Origin of the sequence: Corynebacterium maris DSM 45190, from assembly GCF_000442645.1 — a bacterium.
Taxonomy (GTDB): Bacteria; Actinomycetota; Actinomycetes; order Mycobacteriales; family Mycobacteriaceae; genus Corynebacterium; species Corynebacterium maris.
The window spans coordinates 2,177,069-2,196,608 of sequence record NC_021915.1 but is presented as its reverse complement, the minus strand read 5'-3'; the positions used below and the strand labels follow the sequence as shown (position 1 = coordinate 2,196,608).

At 67.7% G+C, this 19,540-nt stretch carries 19 protein-coding genes; 13 read left to right on the top strand and 6 right to left on the bottom strand.

The features are described from left to right. Positions 1-8 precede the first annotated feature (8 nt). The 3 genes from B841_RS10225 to B841_RS10215 are packed head-to-tail and all read left to right on the top strand — an operon-like array spanning position 9 to position 4,809. Positions 9-2,729 (top strand): valine--tRNA ligase, encoded by a 2,721-nt coding sequence (locus tag B841_RS10225; RefSeq protein ID WP_041632308.1) that lies wholly within the window; start codon positions 9-11, stop codon positions 2,727-2,729. Continuing rightward, positions 2,729-4,348 carry a bifunctional tetrahydrofolate synthase/dihydrofolate synthase gene (gene folC / locus B841_RS10220; protein WP_020935426.1) on the top strand — a complete coding sequence of 540 codons (1,620 nt, stop codon included), beginning with the start codon at positions 2,729-2,731 and terminating at the stop codon, positions 4,346-4,348. The genes B841_RS10225 and folC overlap by 1 nt, the downstream gene beginning before the upstream one ends. Then, positions 4,345-4,809 (top strand): DUF4233 domain-containing protein, encoded by a 465-nt coding sequence (locus B841_RS10215; RefSeq protein ID WP_020935425.1) that lies wholly within the window; start codon positions 4,345-4,347, stop codon positions 4,807-4,809. Before folC ends, B841_RS10215 begins: the two co-directional genes overlap by 4 nt. 71 nt (positions 4,810-4,880) lie before the next feature. Here the strand turns inward: B841_RS10215 and B841_RS10210 are convergent, their stop codons facing one another. Genes B841_RS10210 through B841_RS10195 form a run of 4 tightly spaced genes read right to left on the bottom strand, consistent with a single transcriptional unit; the run spans position 4,881 to position 7,229 of the window. Beyond that, a complete protein-coding gene (locus B841_RS10210; RefSeq protein ID WP_020935424.1) occupies positions 4,881-5,348 on the bottom strand; it encodes a carboxymuconolactone decarboxylase family protein in 468 nt (155 codons plus the stop codon). A gap of 31 nt (positions 5,349-5,379) precedes the next feature. Beyond that, a complete protein-coding gene (locus B841_RS10205; RefSeq protein WP_020935423.1) occupies positions 5,380-5,850 on the bottom strand; it encodes a carboxymuconolactone decarboxylase family protein in 471 nt (156 codons plus the stop codon). Between the two features lie 15 nt (positions 5,851-5,865). Then, positions 5,866-6,204 (bottom strand): GNAT family N-acetyltransferase, encoded by a 339-nt coding sequence (locus B841_RS10200; protein WP_020935422.1) that lies wholly within the window; start codon positions 6,202-6,204, stop codon positions 5,866-5,868. Beyond that, on the bottom strand, positions 6,201-7,229 hold the full coding sequence (locus tag B841_RS10195) for a pirin family protein (protein ID WP_020935421.1): 1,029 nt from the start codon (positions 7,227-7,229) through the stop codon (positions 6,201-6,203). Before B841_RS10195 ends, B841_RS10200 begins: the two co-directional genes overlap by 4 nt. 39 nt (positions 7,230-7,268) lie before the next feature. On the opposite strand from B841_RS10195, the gene B841_RS10190 reads away from it, so the two are divergent. From B841_RS10190 to B841_RS13445, 3 genes are all read left to right on the top strand, one after another. Continuing rightward, positions 7,269-7,577 (top strand): hypothetical protein, encoded by a 309-nt coding sequence (locus B841_RS10190; RefSeq protein ID WP_020935420.1) that lies wholly within the window; start codon positions 7,269-7,271, stop codon positions 7,575-7,577. Positions 7,578-7,626: 49 nt separating this feature from the next. Continuing rightward, complete coding sequence (gene ndk / locus B841_RS10185; protein WP_020935419.1) at positions 7,627-8,037, top strand: nucleoside-diphosphate kinase; 411 nt, start codon at positions 7,627-7,629, stop codon at positions 8,035-8,037. Positions 8,038-8,188: 151 nt separating this feature from the next. Next, on the top strand, positions 8,189-8,779 hold the full coding sequence (locus B841_RS13445) for a TetR/AcrR family transcriptional regulator (protein ID WP_020935418.1): 591 nt from the start codon (positions 8,189-8,191) through the stop codon (positions 8,777-8,779). A gap of 65 nt (positions 8,780-8,844) precedes the next feature. Here B841_RS13445 and B841_RS10175 read toward each other — a convergent pair whose 3' ends face one another. Then, positions 8,845-9,588 carry a hypothetical protein gene (locus tag B841_RS10175; RefSeq protein ID WP_156844787.1) on the bottom strand — a complete coding sequence of 248 codons (744 nt, stop codon included), beginning with the start codon at positions 9,586-9,588 and terminating at the stop codon, positions 8,845-8,847. 390 nt (positions 9,589-9,978) lie between these two features. Between B841_RS10175 and B841_RS10170 the strand changes: the two genes are divergently transcribed. The 3 genes from B841_RS10170 (at position 9,979) to rpmA (ending at position 13,867) form a co-directional block, all read left to right on the top strand. Beyond that, complete coding sequence (locus B841_RS10170; protein ID WP_041632305.1) at positions 9,979-13,032, top strand: translation initiation factor IF-2 N-terminal domain-containing protein; 3,054 nt, start codon at positions 9,979-9,981, stop codon at positions 13,030-13,032. Between the two features lie 207 nt (positions 13,033-13,239). Then, complete coding sequence (gene rplU, locus B841_RS10165) at positions 13,240-13,545, top strand: 50S ribosomal protein L21 (RefSeq protein ID WP_020935415.1); 306 nt, start codon at positions 13,240-13,242, stop codon at positions 13,543-13,545. Positions 13,546-13,582: 37 nt separating this feature from the next. Next, positions 13,583-13,867 carry a 50S ribosomal protein L27 gene (gene rpmA / locus B841_RS10160; protein ID WP_020935414.1) on the top strand — a complete coding sequence of 95 codons (285 nt, stop codon included), beginning with the start codon at positions 13,583-13,585 and terminating at the stop codon, positions 13,865-13,867. A gap of 183 nt (positions 13,868-14,050) precedes the next feature. Here the strand turns inward: rpmA and B841_RS10155 are convergent, their stop codons facing one another. Continuing rightward, positions 14,051-14,809 carry a hypothetical protein gene (locus B841_RS10155; RefSeq protein ID WP_020935413.1) on the bottom strand — a complete coding sequence of 253 codons (759 nt, stop codon included), beginning with the start codon at positions 14,807-14,809 and terminating at the stop codon, positions 14,051-14,053. Positions 14,810-14,914: 105 nt separating this feature from the next. Here B841_RS10155 and obgE point away from each other — a divergent pair, with 105 nt between their 5' ends. The 4 genes from obgE to B841_RS10135 are packed head-to-tail and all read left to right on the top strand — an operon-like array spanning position 14,915 to position 19,531. Continuing rightward, positions 14,915-16,429 carry a GTPase ObgE gene (gene obgE / locus B841_RS10150; RefSeq protein ID WP_020935412.1) on the top strand — a complete coding sequence of 505 codons (1,515 nt, stop codon included), beginning with the start codon at positions 14,915-14,917 and terminating at the stop codon, positions 16,427-16,429. Between the two features lie 30 nt (positions 16,430-16,459). Further along, the gene (gene proB / locus B841_RS10145; protein ID WP_041631866.1) at positions 16,460-17,674 is read left to right on the top strand and encodes a glutamate 5-kinase; all 1,215 of its coding nucleotides are present in this window, start codon (positions 16,460-16,462) and stop codon (positions 17,672-17,674) included. 14 nt (positions 17,675-17,688) lie between these two features. Continuing rightward, complete coding sequence (locus tag B841_RS10140; RefSeq protein WP_020935410.1) at positions 17,689-18,606, top strand: D-isomer specific 2-hydroxyacid dehydrogenase family protein; 918 nt, start codon at positions 17,689-17,691, stop codon at positions 18,604-18,606. Between the two features lie 4 nt (positions 18,607-18,610). After that, complete coding sequence (locus tag B841_RS10135) at positions 18,611-19,531, top strand: D-isomer specific 2-hydroxyacid dehydrogenase family protein (protein WP_020935409.1); 921 nt, start codon at positions 18,611-18,613, stop codon at positions 19,529-19,531. Positions 19,532-19,540: the final 9 nt, after the last annotated feature.

The window sequence follows — 19,540 nt, the reverse complement described above, 5'->3', positions numbered from 1 at the left end:
CGGCTATGATGGTGCCCGTGACTGAGCAGAGCATGGGAAAGAATCTGGGTACCAATCGTGCCGACGCGCTCCCTAAGTCGTGGGAGCCGAAAGAGCACGAAACGACGATGTACGACCGCTGGGTCGACGGCGGCTACTTCACGGCGGACGCGGAGAGCGAAAAACCCGCGTACTCCATCGTTTTGCCGCCGCCGAACGTCACCGGGCAGCTGCACATGGGCCACGCCCTGGACCACACCCTGATCGACTCGATCGTGCGCCGGAAGCGGATGCAGGGCTATGAGGTGCTGTGGCTGCCGGGCATGGACCACGCCGGCATCGCCACCCAGACCAAGGTGGAGGAGATGCTGCAGGAGACCGAGGGCAAGGACCGCTACGACTACGGCCGCGAAGAGTTCATCGCCAAGGTCTGGGAGTGGAAGCAGCAGTACGGCGGGGACATCCAGTCGCAGATGCGCGCCATCGGCGACTCCGTCGACTGGTCCCGCGACCGCTTCACACTCGACGAGGGGCTTTCCCGCGCGGTGCAGACGATCTTCAAGGCGCTCTACGACCAGGGCATGATCTACCGGGCCAACCGACTGGTGAACTGGTCGCCGTCGCTGGAGACCGCCGTCTCCGACATCGAGGTCGTCCACAAGGACGTCCAGGGTGAGCTGGTGTCCATCCGCTACGGCTCGCTCAACGACGACGAACCGCACCTGATCGTGGCCACCACGCGCGTGGAGACGATGCTCGGCGACGTCGCGATCGCCGTGCATCCAGAAGACGAACGCTACCGCGACCTCATCGGCGCCGAGTTCGCGCACCCGTTCCGCGACGACCTGAAGCTGAAGGTCATCGCCGACGACTACGTCGACCCCGAGTTCGGCTCCGGCGCCGTCAAGGTGACCCCGGCGCACGACCCCAACGACTACGCCATGGGCGTGCGCCACGATCTGGCCATGCCGACCATCATGGACAAGACCGGACACATCGCCGACACCGGCACCGACTTCGACGGACTGGACCGCTTCGAGGCCCGCGTCAAGGTGCGCGAGGCCCTGGCCGAGCAGGGACGCATCGTCAAGGAAGTCCGCCCCTACGAGCATTCCGTGGGCCATTCCGAGCGCTCCGGCGAGCCGATCGAGCCGCGCCTGTCGCTGCAGTGGTTCGTCAAGGTCGATGCACTGGCGAAGATGTCCGGCGACGCGATTCGCGAAGGCGACACCGTCATCCACCCGGAGGCGATGGAGCCGCGCTACTTCGACTGGGTCGACGACATGCACGACTGGACGATTTCGCGCCAGCTGTGGTGGGGCCACCGCATCCCGATCTGGTACGGACCCGACGGCGAGGTCGTGTGCGTCGGGCCGGACGAGCAGCCGCCGGCCGGCGAAGGCTGGGAGCAGGACCCGGACGTCCTGGACACCTGGTTCTCTTCCGCGCTGTGGCCGTTCTCCACGATGGGGTGGCCGGACAAGACCCCCGACCTGGAGAAGTTCTACCCCACCTCGGTGCTGGTCACCGCCTACGACATCCTGTTCTTCTGGGTGGCGCGCATGATGATGTTCGGCACTTTCGCCGGCACCCTGACCCCGGAGCTGCTGGGACGCGGCAAGGACGGGCGCCCGCAGGTGCCGTTCACGGACCTGTACCTGCACGGCCTGGTGCGCGACGAGCACGGCCGCAAGATGTCCAAGTCCCTGGGCAACGGCATCGACCCGATGGACTGGGTGGACAAGTTCGGCGCCGACGCGCTGCGCTTCACCCTGGCCCGCGGCGCCAACCCGGGCATCGACCTGCCGGTGGGCGAAGATCACGCGCAATCCTCGCGTAACTTCGCCACCAAGCTCTTCAACGCCACCAAGTTCGCCCTGCTCAACGGCGCGGACGTGGGCGAGCTGCCGCCGCGCGAGGAGCTGACCGACGCCGACCGCTGGATCCTCGACCGCCTCGAGGAAGTCCGCGGCAAGGTCGACGCCTACCTGGAGGACTACCAGTTCGCGAAGGCCAACGAGGAGCTCTACCAGTTCACCTGGTCGGAGTTCTGCGACTGGTACCTGGAGATCGCCAAGACCCAGATCCCGCGCGACGAGGTCACCCAGCAAGGCACGAACACCCAGATCGTGCTCGGTCGGGTGCTGGACGTGGTGCTGCGTCTGCTGCACCCGTCGATGCCGTTCATCACCGAACTGCTGTGGACCACCCTGACCGAGGGGGAGACCGTCACCGTGGCGCCGTGGCCGACGGCCGCGGACACCAACGGCGGCGCGACGGCCGACGAGGTCGCCGCCCGCCGCATCGAGGACGCCGAGAAGTTGGTCACCGAACTGCGTCGGTTCCGTTCGGACCAGGGCGTCAAACCCTCGCAGAAGGTGCCGGCCGCCATCGACTTCGCGGCGGCCGACTTGGCCGGGCAGGAGCCGCTGGTGCGTTCGCTGGCGAAGGTGACCGCCCCGGAGGACGATTTCGAGGAGTCTGCCTCCCTGGAGCTGCGCCTGTCGCAGTCCACCCTGACCGTCGCGCTGGACACCTCCGGCACGGTGGACAAGGTCGCCGAGCGCAAGCGCCTGGAAAAGGAACTCGCGGCGGCGAACAAGGAACTGGACGGCACCGGCAAGAAGCTCGCCAACGAGGCGTTTTTGTCGAAGGCGCCGACCGAGGTCGTCGATAAGATCCGGGCCCGCCGGCAGGTGGCCCAAGAAGAGGTCGAGCGACTGACCGCCCGACTGGGGGGATTGAAGTAGTGGCCGATTCCCGCGACGAGCACACCCCCGACGAGGCCGAGGCGCTGGAGAAGATCCGGGAGGCGCTCGAAGACATGAACGGGCCCGCCACCGTCGACGACCTCGACGAGGAGGGCGACGCCGAGGGTGGCGAGGACCTCAGCGAGTTCGGCGACGTCAAGCTCACTGACCACGGGCTGACGCTGAACCTCGGCGGCGCCAACCTCGACGAAGAGCGCGCGGCCCCGGCGTCCGAGGCGATCGGCGACGCCGACTGGGCCGAGCTGGCGCGCGTCGACGCGGAGTTGAACCAGCGCTGGCCGGAGACGAAGATCGAGCCGAGTTTAGAGCGCATCGAGCTGCTCATGGATCTGCTCGGCTCCCCGCAGCACTCCTTCAAATCGATTCACGTCGCCGGCACCAACGGCAAGACCTCGACGGTGCGCATGATCGAGTCGCTGTTGCGCGCCTTCCACCGCCGCACCGGCCGGGCCACCAGCCCACACCTGCAGTCGGTGACCGAGCGCATCACCCTCGACGGCGTGCCCGTCCACCCGCGCGACTTCGTGCGCACGTGGGAGGAGATCAAGCCCTACGTCGAGCTGGTGGACCAGCGCACCGGAACCCCGATGAGCAAGTTCGAGGTTCTCACCGCCCTGGCCTACGCCGCGTTCGCCGACGCCCCCGTGGACGTCGCCGTCGTGGAGGTCGGCATGGGCGGGGAGTGGGACGCGACCAACGTCATCCACCCCGAGGTCGCCGTGATCACCCCGATCGGCATGGACCACACGGACTACCTGGGCGAGACGATCGAGGAGATCGCGGCGGAGAAGGCCGGCGTGATCAAACGCCGGGCGGACGCGGATGACCCGTTGACCCCGTCGGACAACGTCACCGTCGTCGCGGAGCAGGACCCCGCCGCCCTGCAGGTCGTGCTGGAACGCGCGGTCGAGGTGGACTCCGCCGTGGCGCGCGCCGGCAGCGAATTCGGGGTGCTCGAATCCGGTATCGCGGTCGGCGGCCAGCAGCTCACCCTGCGCGGCCTGGCCGGCGACTACGACGACGTCTTCCTGCCCCTGTCCGGCGAACACCAGGCCCGCAATGCGGCCGTGGCACTCGCCGCCGTGGAGGCGTTCTTCGGCGCCGGCCCCGGCCGCCCGCTGGACGTCGACACCGTGCGCCGCGGCTTCGCCCAGGTCACCTCTCCGGGCCGGCTGGAACGCATGCGCTCGACCCCGACGACGTTCATCGACGCCGCCCACAACCCGCACGGCGCGAAAGCGTTGGGGGAGGCGCTGGAGCGCGACTTCGACTTCCACCGGCTCATCGGCGTGGTCGCCGTCCTCGGCGACAAGGACGCCCCCGGCATCCTCGCCTCCTTGGAGCCGCACCTGTCGGAGATCGTGGTCACCCAGGTTTCTTCCCCGCGGGCGCTTGACGCGTATGATCTGGCGGAGACCGCCCGCGAAATCTACGGCGAGGAACGCGTACACGTGGCGGATTCGTTGCCCGGCGCCTACGCCCTGGCCGTTGAACTGGCGGAGGACGCCGACGTGCAGTCCGGCTCCGGCATCGTGATCACCGGCTCCGTCGTCGCCGCCGGCGAGGCCCGCACCATGTTCGGAAAGGACCCCCAATGACGGACCCGCAGCACGACGCCACGTCCGACCACGCCGTGAATCCCGGCCCCTTAGGCCCCGGCCACGCCCCCGCCAAAGACCCCCTGAAGGGATTGCGCGGGGTGATGAGCGGAGTGCTGGTGCTGGAGGCGCTCACCGTCTGGCTGTCGCTGACCGTGATCCTCAAAATCGACAGCGGCGTGCTGTGGACGCCGTTCAACATCTGGTTCACCGTCATCCTCGGCGCCCTGTACTTCGTGATGGCGTTCCTGCAGCGGCTGCCGAAGGCACTGCAGATCAACCTGGCGCTGCAGGCCGTCGGCCTGGTGGGCTTCCTCGTCCACTGGTCACTCGGCGCGATGGTCGTGATCTTCATCTTCGTGTGGTGGTATCTGCTGGCCCTGCGCCGCAACTTGATCGAGCGCATGCGCCGCGGCCTGCTGGTCACCCAGCATCTGGGCACGGCCGACGACGTCAAGTAACCGCGGCGACAACGCGCCGCACGGATCATTCTCCGTGCGGCGCCTCGTGTATTTAAGGCCCAGCCACCCCGTCACCCGGTGGGGCCGTGGCCCGAGGCGATCGAGATGCGGTTATACGTGTTGATCATGATGATCGCCCACTCCAGGGCGACTAACTGCCCGTCGGTGAAGTGCTCGGCGGCCTGCACCGGGGCGTCGGCGTGGCGCCTGCCCCGCGGCAGCAGAGTCAACGCCTCGCAGAGCTCGAGCGCGGCCTTTTCCTGTGCGTCGAAGACGTCGACCTCGCGCCAGGCGGGCAGCACGTCCAGCTTTTCCTGCGGCACCCCGGCCTTACGGGCGGCCGGCACGTGTGTCGTCAAGCACGCCGCGCAGCCGTTGAGCTGGCTCGCGTGCACCATCGTCAGCTCCACGAGCGCCTCGGGCAGCTCCACCTCGGCGTATTTCTTGCCCAGCAGGGAGGCGGCCTTGTCTTGCGCCAGGAAGACGTCGCGAAGCTCCTGGTCGAGCTGCGGGCCAACGGGGGTGTTCTGGTCAGTCATGAAGTGATCCTTCCTGTTTTGGGTGCCCCGCTCATCGCGTCAGCGGCGGATGTCCCGAGGCAATCGAAATGCGGTTGTAGGTGTTGATGAGGATGATCGCCCACTCCAGGGCGGCGACCTGCTCCTCCGCGAAGTGCTCGCAGGCACGCACGGCGGCGTCCGCGTGACGACGCCCCGGCGGCAACAGGGTCAGTTCCTCGCAGAGCTCGAGCGCGGCCTTTTCCTGCGCGTCGAAGACGTCGACCTCCCGCCAGGCGGGCAACACCTGCAGCTTGGTCTCGCTCACGCCGGCGCGTCGGGCGGCGGGCACGTGGATGGACAGGCAGGCGGCGCAGCCGTTGAGCTGGCTGGCGCGCACGCTGATCAGCTCGATCAGGGCGGTGGACAGGTCCACGTCGGGGTAAATCTTGCGCACCTGACCGGAGACTTTGTTGAGGGACTTGTAGACCTCGGGGAAAAACTTGTCCAGGTAGGGGCCGTAGCTCGGGGTGGAATCAGTCATGGGGTTCTCCTGATGTCAGAGGTGTCGGCGCAGCCAGGTCAGGTCATCGGGGGAGGGTTTACGCCAGGTGACGGGCCCGGCGTCTTTCTCCAGGCGGGCTTTCACGAACGGGCAGACGGCCACGACGGTCAGGCCGTCGGCGGCGGTGGCGGCCAGGGCGGCGTCGAGGAGCGTGGACGCCAGCCCACGGCCGCCGTACTGTTCTTCGACTTCGGTGTGGAAGAAGAGGCGTTCGCCGTCTGTGTCGCGGAAGTCGGCGCGACCGGCGACTTCGTCGTCGGCGTAGGTGATATGGAAGGACTGCCCCTGTGGGCGGACGTCCACGGGGTTGCCGAGTGTGTCGCTCAGGCTCATGATTCGGTCCTCAATTCCGGGCGGGCGACCGGGTCGGGGCTGACGCGGGGGCGGATGCGGGCGTTGGGGAAGCCGGGGGCGGGCAGGCGGTCCAGGCCGTCGGCGTCGTGGGAGACGTAACCGCGGGTGACGCCGAAGCGCTCGGCGTGGTTTTCCCATTCCTCGCGGAACTGGACGATTTCATCGTGGTCGCGGCCGATGAAGTTCCACCACATGACCACGTCTTCGGTGAAGGGCTCGCCGCCGATGAACACCAGCCGGGCGCGGTCGGCGCCGTTGTTGCGGATGCGCAGGCGGGTTTCGCCGACGCCGGTGTAGGCCAGTTCGCGGGGCGCGACGGCGACGCCCTCGAGGTCGATTTCGCCGGCGTCGACGAGCAGGCCGTGTTCGAAGTCGGGGTCGACGTCGAGCTCGAGGACGGCGCCCGGGTCCAGCCGCAGCTCCGCGCCGACGAGCGGGGTGAAGGCGGGGATGGGGGAGGAATAGCCCAGCAGCTCGCCGATGAACACCAGCGCCTCGCCGCCGTCGAAGGCGACGGGTGCGGGGGCGTGGTGGTCGAAGCGGCGTTCGCCGTGGCGGGCGGAGTCCGGCAGCACGGTCCACAACTGCACGCCGTGCAGAATGGTCGTGGATTGGGTGGACACCTCCGAGTGGCAGATGCCGGCGCCCGCGGTCATGAGGTTGACCTCGCCGGGCTTGACGACGGCGTGGTGGTCGCCCGAATCGTGGTGGGTGACGTCGCCCTCGAACAGCCAACTGACGGTCTGCAATCCGGTGTGCGGGTGCGGGGCCACGTCCATACCGCCGGTGTCGCTGACGTCGTCGGGGCCGTAATGGTCGACGAAGCACCAGGCGCCGATAGTGGAGCGCTGGCGTTGCGGCAGGGTGCGGTGCACGGTCATGGCGCGCGGGCCGCCGAGGGGGACGGCGCGGGCGGTGATGATCTCCACCTTGGCCCCGTCGGCGCAGACGGGCGCGGTCGTGGCGAGATCGATTTCGCTGGGGGCGGGCTCGGTGTTCGACATGGCCCCACGCTACCCGCGCGGCGATTAGACTGGCGGGCCATGCGCATCCTCTATTTCTCGCTCGCCGCGGTCTTCTCGGTGGTGGCCATCGCCCTGCGTGTGCTGGGCCAGCCCACCTGGACGGCCGTCGTCGCCATCGTCGTGGCCGGAATCTTTTTGGCGCTCGGGTTCGTGGTGACCGCGAAGAACCATGAACCGGAGCCGATCGTGCTGGACGAGGAACAGACGGAGACGGTCCGCCGGATGAAATCCGAGGGCAACCACGCCGGCGCGATCCGGCAGGTGCAGCTGTGGTTTCGCTACGCGAGCACCGAGGACGCGGGCGCGGTCGTGCGTGGGGTGAAGTGAGCCGGACCTCGGCGCACTGTCGGGAAAAGAATTGGGTAGAGTCTTGTCCATGACTGAACGCACTCTCATCCTCATCAAGCCGGACGGCGTCAAGAACGGCCACGTCGGCGAGATCATCGCCCGCATCGAGCGCAAGGGCCTGAAGCTGACCGCTCTGGACCTGCGCACCACTGACCGCGAGACTGCGGAGAAACACTACGAGGAGCACAAGGATAAGCCGTTCTTCGGTGAGCTCGTCGACTTCATCACCTCCGCTCCGCTGGTGGCGGGCATCGTCGAGGGCGAGCGCGCCATCGAGGCGTGGCGTCAGCTGGCCGGCGGCACCGACCCGGTGTCCAAGGCCACCCCGGGAACCATCCGCGGTGACTTCGCTCTGACCGTCGGCGAGAACGTCGTCCACGGTTCGGACTCCCCGGAGTCCGCCGAGCGCGAGATCTCCATCTGGTTCCCCAACCTCTAGGCACGACGTGTTGCGCCGCCGCTCCCTGGACAAGGGTGCGGCGGCGTCGTCTTTTCGTGTTCGTCCGAGGCATGGGGAAGAAACGGGAATTGCATGCCGCCCCCCATTCAAATAAGTTGTTATGCATGAGTTTGTCGCTTAAGGGTTGGACATGACCGTTGTGCGTCGTGCGCAGCAAGCCCGCGCGGTTGAGAAAAAGAGGCAGATTCTCGACGCCGCCGTCGCGCTGATGTTTGAAAAGGGCGTGCCGGGGGTGACCCACCGTCAGGTCGCCGCCCGCGCACAAGTACCGGTGGGATCCATCGGCTACTACTACAACACCCGCGAAGACCTGCTGGTCACCGCCGTCGCAGAGTTGGGGCGTCGTCGACGACGAGACGCAGAAACGATTCTGCGCGAGGTGCGCGCCCCACTTCCGCCGGAAGCCACTGCGGACCTGCTCCTGCGGATCATGGTCGGCGAGGAGCCCACCGGGGACATGCTGACGGACTGGCTGGCGATCATGCTCGACGGCATCCGGGAGTCCGAGCCGCTCCGCGCGGCGCTCGACGGAGTGCGCTGCGATCTCTACTTGGATTTCCGCGTGCTGCTCGACGCAGCCGGGTATCCCGGCGTCGAGGAAAGCAGCGTCAACGCCCGCATCGGCGGCGCCGTCCTGGTGGCCGTGGTCGAACAACGCGAGGACGTGCTCGCGTCGGTGCGCGGCGCCCTCGTCGACCTGCTGGAAAAGCAGCCGGGGTGAGAGGGGAGGGGGCCCTTATGTCCGACGTATCCACTATGCGCGCGCATAGTGCACGGAGTGCGGGATCACCGCCGCGGAAGTTCGGCGCCCACCCGCACACCCACCTCGCTCAGGGACAGCCACCAGTGCCGGGTGGCCGAATCCAGCCCGATGTTGGCGATGCGGACCAGCCCCAGCTCCGCCAGTTCCCGGCCCGCGGCCGTCACCTCCTCCACCGACGTGCCCGTCAACTGCGCGAGCTTCCAGGCGCGCACCTGCACCCCGTCGATGGCGCCGACCCCGGCCAGGGTGGCGACCAAGTCCCCGTGCCGCTCGAATGCTTCCAGCCGGGCCTCGGTGACCTCTGAAATGTCGGTGGAGGCCACAATGGCGCGGGCCCGCCGTTGCCCCACGCGGGCGTCACGGCCCTCCACCCGGCGCACACTCCACGCCCCGAACACGGTCAGGCCCGCGGCCAACCCCGCCGCGGAGAGCCACCCGACCAGCGGACTGGCGAAGATGCGTTCGTCGATGACGTCGAACACCGGGGCGGAGGCCACCAGACTGCCCGCCCAGCCGAGCACCGGCACCGCCGCGTAATGCGGCGGATAGTCGCCGGGGCGGTGATCGTCGAGTCGCATCCCGGTCCGCAGGCGCGGGCCCAGCACGATCAACGACGCGACGACGCACACGACGGCGATCAGCACTTCCCATCCGCCGAAGTCCAGAAAGCGGCTGAGCGCCACGCCGAGGGCCATGGGGGCGGCCACCGCGGTGGCGTGCGGCCACGAAATGATGTTCCGCCGCCGGTACACGCTGACACTACTCATCGCCGAGTACCTTAACCGGTGTGTCACAATGGAGGGCAGCTGTCGTCCCCTTTGCCGCAGAAGGCGCGGGTGCGGAAACAGCGCAAGATTTCACTCACATAATTGCAGACATCATGGCCCCACACTCCCGGGGCGCTCCGCGACGGCGGCGGCGGGCACGTCAGGACATGCCCGCCAGCGCCCGGAGGCCTCGAGGAGAGCGGATCGGCCATATCAACGACGGGAGTTTCACCTGTGGCGACGAACGACACCACTGACGCACACGACGACAACGACAAGGAATCGACGCCGACGCCGAAGCGCCGCGCAACCCGCAAGACCACCCGCAAAACGGTGAAGAAGACCGCCCCGGCGGCCAAAAAGACCACGAAGAAAACCACCAAGAAAAGCGTGAAGAAGACGGCGAAGAAAACCGCCGCGCCCGCCCAGCCCACCACCTCCCCGGCCGAGTCGGCGACTAGCCTCGACCGCGCCGCCCTCGCCGAGAAGACCCGGGTGCACGCCCTGGCCAAGCAGCTGGGCATGACCTCCAAGGAGCTCATCGTCGCCCTCGACGCCGTGGGCTTGGTCAAGGTCGCGCAGTCGGCGCTCTCCCGCGAGGAGGCCGGCCGCGTCCTCGATCACCTGGCGGGCGTCGACCCCACCCCGCCCGCCGCGGAACCGGAGCAGGCCCCGGCCGCTCAGGAAGACACCGCCGAACCCGCGGAGCAAGCGGAGCCGGAACAAAAAATCCGCACCCGCGTGCGCAAGAACGTCGAAAACGAAATCCACCAGATCGAAGCCAAGGTCGACGCCGACCTCGCCGACGCCGTCGAGGACGCCCACAGCGACGAACCCCTCGAAGACGTCACCCCCGAGATCACCCCGGCGCCGGAAGACAAGCCCGCCGCCGCGGCCTACGCCCCGCTCTTCGTGGCCCCGGCGGCAGACACGCCCACCCGCTCCAAGGACCGCGACGACCAAGACGAAGACGACGCGACCCCGGCGAAGCGTTCGCCGGCGAGCTCACGCCGCCGCGCCCGCCGCAGCACCCGGGCCGCCGCCCCGGCGGAGACGACCGCACAAACCGAGCCCACTGAGCCCGCCGCGCCCGCCGACCAGGTCGACGAGACCCGGCAAGAGGAAGAAGCGGACCTGCCGACCGAACCCGTCGCACTGAAGGGCTCGACCCGTCTGGAGTCGCAGCGACGCCGCCGCAACGAAATGCGCGAGGCCGGCCGCAAGCAGAAGCGCGTCGTCTCCCAGGCGGAATTCCTCGCGCGCCGGGAATCCGTCGAGCGCACCATGGTCGTGCGCGAACGTCACCGGGTGGAGGACCCGGAGCACCCGGGCCTGGTTACCCAGGTCGGGGTGCTGGAGGACGACCTGCTCGTCGAGCACTTCGTCACCTCGGACGCGCAGGCGTCGATCATCGGCAACATCTACCTCGGCCGGGTGCAGAACGTGCTGCCGAGCATGGAGGCCGCGTTCATCGACATCGGCACCGGCCGCAACGGCGTGCTCTACGCCAGCGAAGTGGACTGGAAAGCCGCGGGCCTGGGCGGTCGCAGCCGTCGCATCGAGCAGGCGCTGAAGTCCGGCGACCAGGTGCTGGTGCAGGTGTCCAAGGACCCGATGGGGCACAAGGGCGCCCGCCTGACCACCCAGATCTCTTTGGCCGGCCGCTACCTCGTCTACGTGCCGGGCGGAAGGTCCGCGGGCATCTCCCGCAAGCTGCCCGCCCCCGAGCGCAAGCGCCTCAAGGACATCTTGGGCCGCGTCATCCCGGGGCAGGGCGGGGCGATCATCCGCACCGCCGCGGAGAACGTGCCCGAGGAGGCCATCGGCGCCGACGTCGACCGCCTGCACGCGCTGTGGGAGGACGTACAGCGTCGCGCGGAGAAGGAGAAGGCGTCCAAGGGCGCCCAGCCGGTCACCCTGTACGAGGAGCCGGACATGTTGATCAAGGTCGTGCGCGATCTGTTCAACGAAGACTTCACCCACTTGGTCGTCGACGGCAAGCGTTCCTGGAACACGGTGTCGGCCTACGTGAAGTCGGTGGCCCCGGACCTGGTGGACCGCCTCGTGCGCTATGACCGTCGCGACCACGACGACCAGGACGCCTTCGCCCACTACCGGATCGACGAGCAGCTGGAAAAGGCCCTGCACCGCAAGGTGTGGCTGCCGTCCGGCGGCTCGCTGGTCATCGACCGCACCGAGGCGATGACCGTCGTCGACGTCAACACCGGCAAGTTCACCGGCTCGGGCGGCAACCTCGAAGAGACCGTCACCCGCAACAACCTCGAGGCGGCCGAGGAGATCGTCCGCCAGATGCGGTTGCGCGATCTGGGCGGCATGATCGTCGTCGACTTCATCGACATGGTCCTGCCGGAAAACCAGGACCTCGTCCTGCGCCGCCTCAAGGAGGCGCTCGGCCGCGACCGCACCCGCCACCAGGTCTCCGAGGTCACTTCCCTCGGGCTGGTGCAGATGACGCGTAAGCGCCTGGGCACCGGACTGCTGGAAACCTTCTCCACCGACTGCGAGCACTGCGGCGGACGAGGACTGATCCTGCACGAGGACCCGGTCGAGCACCACGAGCACGACCACGGGGGACGTCACAACCGGGGCAAGGGCTCTCGTTCGCAGTCCAAGCGCGAAGAGCGGAAAGAGCAGACGAAAAAGACCGCACCCAAGCGCGAGGAACGGGAAACCGGCAAACACGCGGGCACAGACGCGGAAACCTTCGAGCAGATCGCCGCAGCCGTGGTCTCCGGTGGCGAGCAGGCGGAAGACACCGAGCGGGAAGAACGCTCCGGCAAGTCCTCCTCGCGTCGCCGTGGCGGACGCGGCCGCGGTCGCGGCCGGGGTCGTTCCGGCGATGACCGCCAACGGCAGGACCACGACGCGCAAACGCCGCAGGAGGACACGCTGAGCGAGGTCGACGCCATCGTCTCTGCTGCGATCGACGCCGCGACCCAAGCTGATCCCGAAGAACCGTCGGACGCCGATTACGTCGCCGAGACCAGCGGAACGGGAGAGAAGACGTTCCAGCAGGCGGTCGCCGAGTTTGAGGCCTCCCCGCGCCGGCGTCGCCGCACCCGCGGCAACTCGCGCTCCGATCACCGCCCCAAGCGGCAAGACTTTCAGGACACGCCCCGCGAGGACACCCGCCGATCGGAGCAGAAGCAGGAACAGCGGCAGGAGCCGGCGCCGGAAAAGCAGGTCGCGCAGAAGCAGGCCCCGCAGAAGGCCGCGGTCCAGGCCTCGCCGGGCCGGCGGGGCCGCCGACGCGCGGTGCGCAAGAGCGTCGTGCCGCAGCAGCAGGAGCAGCCGACGAAGCAGAAGGAGACGGGCGGGGCCGAGCGTCCCGCTCAGGCCCCGGCCGCTGCGAAGCAATCGGGCGGCGGGCGCGGACGCCGACGCGCGACCCGCAGGCGCTCGTCGGGTTCAGGGCGCCAGTAGCCCCGGAGACATGATCGGAACCGGGGGCGGTTTGGAGAAACCGTCCCTTTCACGGTATTCTTTGACAGTCGCTGTTTTAAAGAGAGTGCGCGGGTCCCGATCTGTGGTTGCCCGCGCCCTTTGAAACGCAGGAATGAACACATTGTCCATTCAGCGCCCGGTTCAGTCTGGGGGCTGAGCCGAGTATAGATAAGGGGTAACCCTCCTATGTACGCGATCGTCAAGACCGGCGGCAAGCAGTACAAGGTTGCCGAAGGTGACCTCGTCAAGGTCGAGAAGATCGAGGGTGAGCCGGGATCGTCCGTGGCTCTCACCCCCGTTCTGCTCGTCGACGGTGCCGATATCAAGTCGAAGTCCGATGAACTTTCCAACGTGCAGGTCGACGCCGAAATCGTCGAACACGCACGTGGCAAGAAGATCGACATCATGAAGTACAAGAACAAGACCGGCTACAAGCGTCGCCTGGGACACCGTCAGCCCGTGACGGTTCTCAAGATCAACGGCATCAAGTAGTCTGCAGGCTAAAGAAAGGTAGAAGGAGGGACATCCCATGGCAACTAAGAAGGGCGCATCCAGCTCCAGCAACGGCCGTGACTCCGAGGCCAAGCGCCTTGGCGTGAAGCGTTTCGGCGGCCAGCAGGTCAAGGCCGGCGGAATCATCGTCCGTCAGCGCGGCACCAAGTTCCACCCGGGTGAGAACGTCGGCCGTGGCGGCGACGACACCCTGTACGCTCTCGCAGATGGCGCCGTGCAGTTCGCGATCAAGCGCAACCGTCGCGTGGTCAACATCGTCCCGGCCGAGGTTCCGGCCGAGGCTGAGGCAGCCACCGTTTAAGGGCTTCTCCCTGACGTCGGGATAAAGACGTTGACACTGAAACCCGTTTCTCGCCGTGCAGGTGAGGAGCGGGTTTCAGTGTTTTCTGCATGAATCCTGCGCGTGCCAGACAGTTCGCCGGCCACGCGGAGGCGCTCCCCACGGACGTGATCACAAGCTACGTCATCCTGGGAGGCGGAGCTCCTAGAGCCCCCGCTCCTCGTTGTGCTGGCTGTAGTCGATGACGGCCTCGGGGAATTCCAGCAGCCGCCAGTCGTGGCGGGTCTGGTAGGCGGTGTCGCGGGTGACCCAGTCGAAGAAGATCTGCCGCACTTCCTCCTGCTCCCGCACCGTCGCCAAGTAGTGGCGGCTCTGCGCGCCGAGGCGGTACTCGACTTGCCAGGACTCCTGTTCGGGACGGTAGACTGCTTGCACGTAGTATTCCGGTTTCTCATCCATCCCGACGATGAGGAAATCCTCGGCGAAGTCCTGTTTGCCGTGGTCGGCGTGCGCGTCGACCTGGGCCTTGCGCACCGCGTCCAACAGGTGTGGCAACTCCGCCCGGGAAAACGTGGGCATCTCGATGTCGGCGGTCTCGGTGGTGAATTCGTCGGTCTCGTCGCCGCAGAAGATCACCGCCTTGTCCGTGGCGGACGCCAGTCCGAGGTGATTGCTCAGGCTCAGCGCGGACAACCACTGGCCGGTGGCGTTGACGGAGGATTCGTCCACCGCGATCAACAGGCATCGGTCGCCGGTGAGGCGGACCGCGCCGTCGGCGAGTGCGACTCCGGCGGGCCGTTCGCCGGCGTTGACGGCGTCCCGCAACGCGATCAAGCGGTCGTCGGCGGTGACCTCGGCGGCATCGACGCGGAAGCGTAGGCGCTGCCAGGCGTTTTCGCCGACCAGGACGGGAGTGCCGTGCTGGTTGACGTCGGGCGTGAAGATGATGAAGTCGTAGCTCATATGCACCACAATCCTATTTGGTTCCGTTAAAACCGGCTTTAATGTTAGATAGCCTACCGGTGCTACCATTTTCTTAGTCTTATCTACCCCTGTGAAGGAAAAATTATGGCCCAGTTCGTAGACCGCGCCGTGCTGCATCTGTCAGCAGGAGACGGCGGCCACGGCTGCGTGTCCGTCCACCGCGAGAAGTTCAAGCCGCTCGGCGGCCCCGACGGCGGCAACGGCGGCCACGGCGGCGACGTCATCCTGGAAGTCTCCAACCAAGTCCACACCCTCCTCGACTTTCATTTCCGCCCGCACATCAAGGCCGAGCGCGGCGACAACGGCGGGGGCGACAACCGCAGCGGCGCCCGCGGCGAAGACCTCATCCTCGAGATCCCCGTGGGCACTGTGGTGCTCGACCGCAAGGGGGAGGTGCTCGCGGACCTGACCGTGCCCGGCACCCGCTTCATCGCGGCCCAGGGCGGCTTCGGCGGCCTGGGCAACGCCGCCCTGGCCAACATCAACCGCAAGGCCCCCGGCTTCGCCCTCAAGGGGGAGCCGGGCGAGGAAATCGACCTGACCCTCGAGCTGAAGTCCATGGCGGACGTCGGCCTGGTCGGTTTCCCGTCGGCGGGCAAGTCCTCGCTGATCTCCGTGCTCTCCGCCGCGAAGCCGAAGATCGCGGACTACCCGTTCACCACGCTCGCGCCGAACCTCGGCGTGGTCAACGTCGGACACGAGAGTTTCACCATCGCCGACGTGCCCGGCCTGATCCCGGGGGCGTCGCAAGGCAAGGGCCTGGGCCTGGACTTTTTGCGTCACATCGAGCGCACCGCCGTGCTCGTGCACGTGGTGGACACGGCCTCGATCGAGCCGGGCCGTGACCCGGTCAGCGACATCGAGGCGCTGGAACACGAGTTGGCCGACTACCAGTCGGAGCTGAGCGACGACATCGGCCTGGGCGATCTCCGGGACCGCCCGCGCATCATCGTGCTGAACAAGGCCGACGTCCCGGAGGCCCGGGAGTTGGCGGAGTTTTTCAAGGAAGACCTCGAGGAGCAGTTCGGCTGGCCGGTGTTCATCATCTCCGCCGTCGCGCGTCAGGGGCTCGACCCGTTGGTGTACAAATTGCTCGAGGTGGTCAAGGAAGCCCGCCGCAAGCGACCGCGGCAGCGACCCGACGCAGAGCACACGATCATCCGCCCGAAGGCCGTCTCTTCCCCCAAGCGGGGGAAGCACGCGCACTTCACGGTTTCCGAGGATCCGGAGGCTCCCGGAGCCTTCATCGTCGAGGGCGAAAAGATCGAGCGCTGGATCAATCAGACGGATTTCGAGAACGACGAGGCCGTCGGCTACCTCGCAGACCGGCTCGCAAAGGCGGGTGTGGAGGACCAATTACGCAAGGCCGGGGCCCAGGAAGGTGCAACAGTCACCATCGGCGATATATCCTTCGAGTGGGAACCGTCCCTTGCGGGCGACCCGACTCTGGCCAGCCGTGGGAGCGACGCCCGACTCATGGGCACTGACCGCGCCTCCGCAGCAGAGCGCAAGCGTGCCTCCCAGGCACGCCGCGGCTTGATCGACGAATACGACTTCGGTGATGGGGAGGTCGCGGATCGCGATCGCTGGCAAGGCTAGAGAGACCTGACCTCTAGACGAAACTAGGACATGGATTCACTACCTCGCACTCCGTACGACACCAGCCCAATGCTGGGGGCCGAATTCCCGCAGCCGTTGGCAGCGGCTGAGGGGCCCGCTTTCGGTCACAGTTCGCCGCTACGGGATGACATCGCGAGGGCGAAACGCATTGTCATCAAGCTCGGCTCCTCCTCCGTGACGGATCCGGAGAAGGGCGTCGACTCCGAGAAGATCGACGCTTTCGTGGACGCCCTGCAGGCGCGCATGGCCGCAGGAAGCGACATCATCGTCGTGTCCTCGGGCGCCGTTTCCGCCGGCATGGCTCCAATCGGGCTGAAGACCCGACCGACGGAGCTGGCGGTCAAGCAGGCCGCCGCCACCGTCGGTCAGGTTCATCTGGCCGCCGAGTGGGGCCGTTCCTTCGCCCGTTTCCACCGCACCATCGGCCAGGTCCTGCTGACCGCCAGCGACGCGGGCCGCCGCGACCGCACCCGTAACGCGCAGCGCACCCTGGAGAAGCTGATCCAGTTGCGCATCATCCCGATCGTCAACGAAAACGACACGGTGGCGACCTCGGAAATGCGCTTCGGCGACAACGACCGCCTCGCCGCGATCGTGGCCGCCCTGACCGGCGCGGACGCGTTGTACCTGCTGTCCGACGTCGACGGGCTCTTCGACCGCAACCCGGCTGAGCCGGGCGCCAAGTTCGTGGAAGAAGTCCGCACCGGCCACGACCTCGCGGGCGTGGCCGCCGGCGACGGCGGCAAGCTGGGCACCGGCGGCATGGCGACGAAGGTCTCCGCCGCCCGATTGGCCTCGCGTTCCGGTGTGCCGGTGCTGTTGACGTCGTCGTCGAACATCGGCCCCGCCTTGGCGGACGCCTCCGTGGGCACCGTGTTCCATCCGCGCCCGGAGCGCCGCCTCAACGCCTGGAAGTTCTGGGCGCTCTACGCCGCCGACGCGGAGGGCGTGCTGCGCCTGGACGCCGGCGCCGTCGAGGCGGTGACTTCCGGCGGCACCTCACTGCTGCCGATCGGCATCACTTCCATCTCCGGCGACTTCAAGCGCGGCGACATCGTCGACATCGTCGGCCCGGACGGGGAGGTCCTGGGCCGCGGCGAAGTCAACTACGACTCCGAGATCCTGATCGACATGGTGGGCAAGCGCAGCAAGGACCTGCCGGCGAACCGCCGCCGCCCGGTTGTGCACGCCGATTACCTCTCCAACTACGCCACCCGCCTCTAGGTAGGGTGGGGTGCATGAAATTCACCATGTACCCCGCCCCCTGGGACAACGTCGTCGACGAGGTCGCGGCCGCCGGCCACGAATTCGTCGACCGGATCGAAGACGCGGATTTTCTCATCTTCAACGGTGGGCCGCGGCACTTCCCGGACCCGTTGCCGGAGAACATCGGTTTCGTGCAGCACGTGTTCACCGGCGTCGAGCATCTGATCGGCAGCGGCACCATCAAACCCAATGTGCGCTGGGCGAATTCGGCCGGCGTCTACGGCACTCCCGTCGCGGAGATCGCGATGGCGTTGCTGCTGGCCCAGCTGCACCAGGTCAAGGCCGTCACACAAGCGGGAAGCTTCGACATCCGCTGGGAGGCCGACGAGAAGCAGGGCTGGCTGTTTTCCGGCCGCACCGTCGCGCTGATCGGGGCAGGTGGCATCGCCAAGGCCATGATCCCGATGCTGCGCCCCTTCGGCGTGAAGATCATTGCGGTCAACCGCTCCGGCGACGACGTCGACGGCGCCGACGAGACCTTCGCCATTGACCGGGCGGAGCACGTGTGGGGCGAGGCGGACGCCTTCGTCCTGACCATGCCGCTGACCGACGAGACGCGCGGCGTGATCGACGCCGAGGTGCTGGGCAAGATGAAGCCCAACGCCGTGGTGGTCAACGTCGGCCGCGGCCAGCTGGTGGTCACCGACGACCTGGTCGACGCGCTGCGCGACGGCGTCATCGCCGGCGCCGCCATGGACGTCACCGAGCCGGAACCGCTGCCGGAGGGCCACCCGCTGTGGGAGCTGCCGAACGCCACGATCACCCCGCACATCGCCGCCACCGCCCGCATCGCGCGGAAGATGATCGCGCCGCAGATCGTGGACAACGCCGCGGCCTTCGAAGCCGGCGAACGCATGCCCACCGAGGTCGACGTGGAAGCGGGGTACTGACTCCGTGCGTTTCACCATGGCCCCGGTCCGCCACGACGTCGTGGTCGAGGACCTCACCGCCGCCGGGCACACCTTCGTCGAAGACCTGTCGCAGTCGGATTTCCTCGTCTTCGACGGCGGCCCGGACGAGCTGCCGCTGCCGCTGCCGGAGTCAGTGGGATTCGTACAGACCCAGTCCGCCGGCATTGATCCGCTGCACGCCGCGGGGGTGCTGGAAAAATCCGGCGTCCGTTGGGCGAACGCGGCGGGGCTGTACGCGGACACCGTCGCCGAATCCTGCCTGGGCCTGCTGCTGGCGGTGACGCACCAGCACAAGGCGGCGGGCATGGCCGGCTCCTTCGCGGTCAGCGACGAGATCGCGGCGAAGACCCGCTACCTGACGCCGGACACCACGGTCGCCGTGGTGGGCGCCGGCGGCATCGGGCAGCGCATGATTGAGCTGCTCGCGCCCTTCCGCTGCCGGACCGTGGCGGTCAACCGCACCGGCCGGCCCGTACCAGGGGCCACGGAAACGGTCGCGCTGGCCGCCGCCGGGCACGTGTGGGGTGAGGCAGACGTGTTCGTTGTGCTCCTGCCCCTGACGCCAGACACCCGCGGGCTCATCGACGCCGAGGTGTTGGCCAAGATGAAGCCGCACGCGGTGGTGGTCAACGCCGGCCGCGGCCCCCTGATCGTCACCGATGACCTGGTCGCCGCGCTGCGCGACGGCACCATCGCCGGCGCCGGGCTCGACGTCACGGACCCGGAGCCCCTGCCGGAAAACCATCCGTTGTGGGCCATGCCGAACGTGGTGATCACTCCGCACACCGCCAACACCGAGCAAAACATCCGGGCGTCCATCGGGGCGTTGGCGGCGCGCAACGCCGAATTCTTTGCGGCTGGTCAACGCATGTCCACAGAAGTGGATATAAAAGTCGGCTACTGAGGCGCGGGC

Bases quoted from the DNA above. Each gene is read 5' to 3' on its own strand.
- B841_RS10225 (WP_041632308.1), top strand. From the start codon at position 9: ATGGTGCCCGTGACTGAGCAGAGCATGGGAAAGAATCTGGGTACCAAT.
- B841_RS10215 (WP_020935425.1), top strand. From the start codon at position 4,345: ATGACGGACCCGCAGCACGACGCCACGTCCGACCACGCCGTGAATCCC.
- B841_RS10210 (WP_020935424.1), bottom strand. From the start codon at position 5,348: ATGACTGACCAGAACACCCCCGTTGGCCCGCAGCTCGACCAGGAGCTT.
- B841_RS10205 (WP_020935423.1), bottom strand. From the start codon at position 5,850: ATGACTGATTCCACCCCGAGCTACGGCCCCTACCTGGACAAGTTTTTC.
- B841_RS10200 (WP_020935422.1), bottom strand. From the start codon at position 6,204: ATGAGCCTGAGCGACACACTCGGCAACCCCGTGGACGTCCGCCCACAG.
- B841_RS10195 (WP_020935421.1), bottom strand. From the start codon at position 7,229: ATGTCGAACACCGAGCCCGCCCCCAGCGAAATCGATCTCGCCACGACC.
- B841_RS10190 (WP_020935420.1), top strand. From the start codon at position 7,269: ATGCGCATCCTCTATTTCTCGCTCGCCGCGGTCTTCTCGGTGGTGGCC.
- ndk (WP_020935419.1), top strand. From the start codon at position 7,627: ATGACTGAACGCACTCTCATCCTCATCAAGCCGGACGGCGTCAAGAAC.
- B841_RS13445 (WP_020935418.1), top strand. From the start codon at position 8,189: ATGACCGTTGTGCGTCGTGCGCAGCAAGCCCGCGCGGTTGAGAAAAAG.
- B841_RS10175 (WP_156844787.1), bottom strand. From the start codon at position 9,588: ATGAGTAGTGTCAGCGTGTACCGGCGGCGGAACATCATTTCGTGGCCG.
- rplU (WP_020935415.1), top strand. From the start codon at position 13,240: ATGTACGCGATCGTCAAGACCGGCGGCAAGCAGTACAAGGTTGCCGAA.
- rpmA (WP_020935414.1), top strand. From the start codon at position 13,583: ATGGCAACTAAGAAGGGCGCATCCAGCTCCAGCAACGGCCGTGACTCC.
- B841_RS10155 (WP_020935413.1), bottom strand. From the start codon at position 14,809: ATGAGCTACGACTTCATCATCTTCACGCCCGACGTCAACCAGCACGGC.
- obgE (WP_020935412.1), top strand. From the start codon at position 14,915: ATGGCCCAGTTCGTAGACCGCGCCGTGCTGCATCTGTCAGCAGGAGAC.
- proB (WP_041631866.1), top strand. From the start codon at position 16,460: ATGGATTCACTACCTCGCACTCCGTACGACACCAGCCCAATGCTGGGG.
- B841_RS10140 (WP_020935410.1), top strand. From the start codon at position 17,689: ATGAAATTCACCATGTACCCCGCCCCCTGGGACAACGTCGTCGACGAG.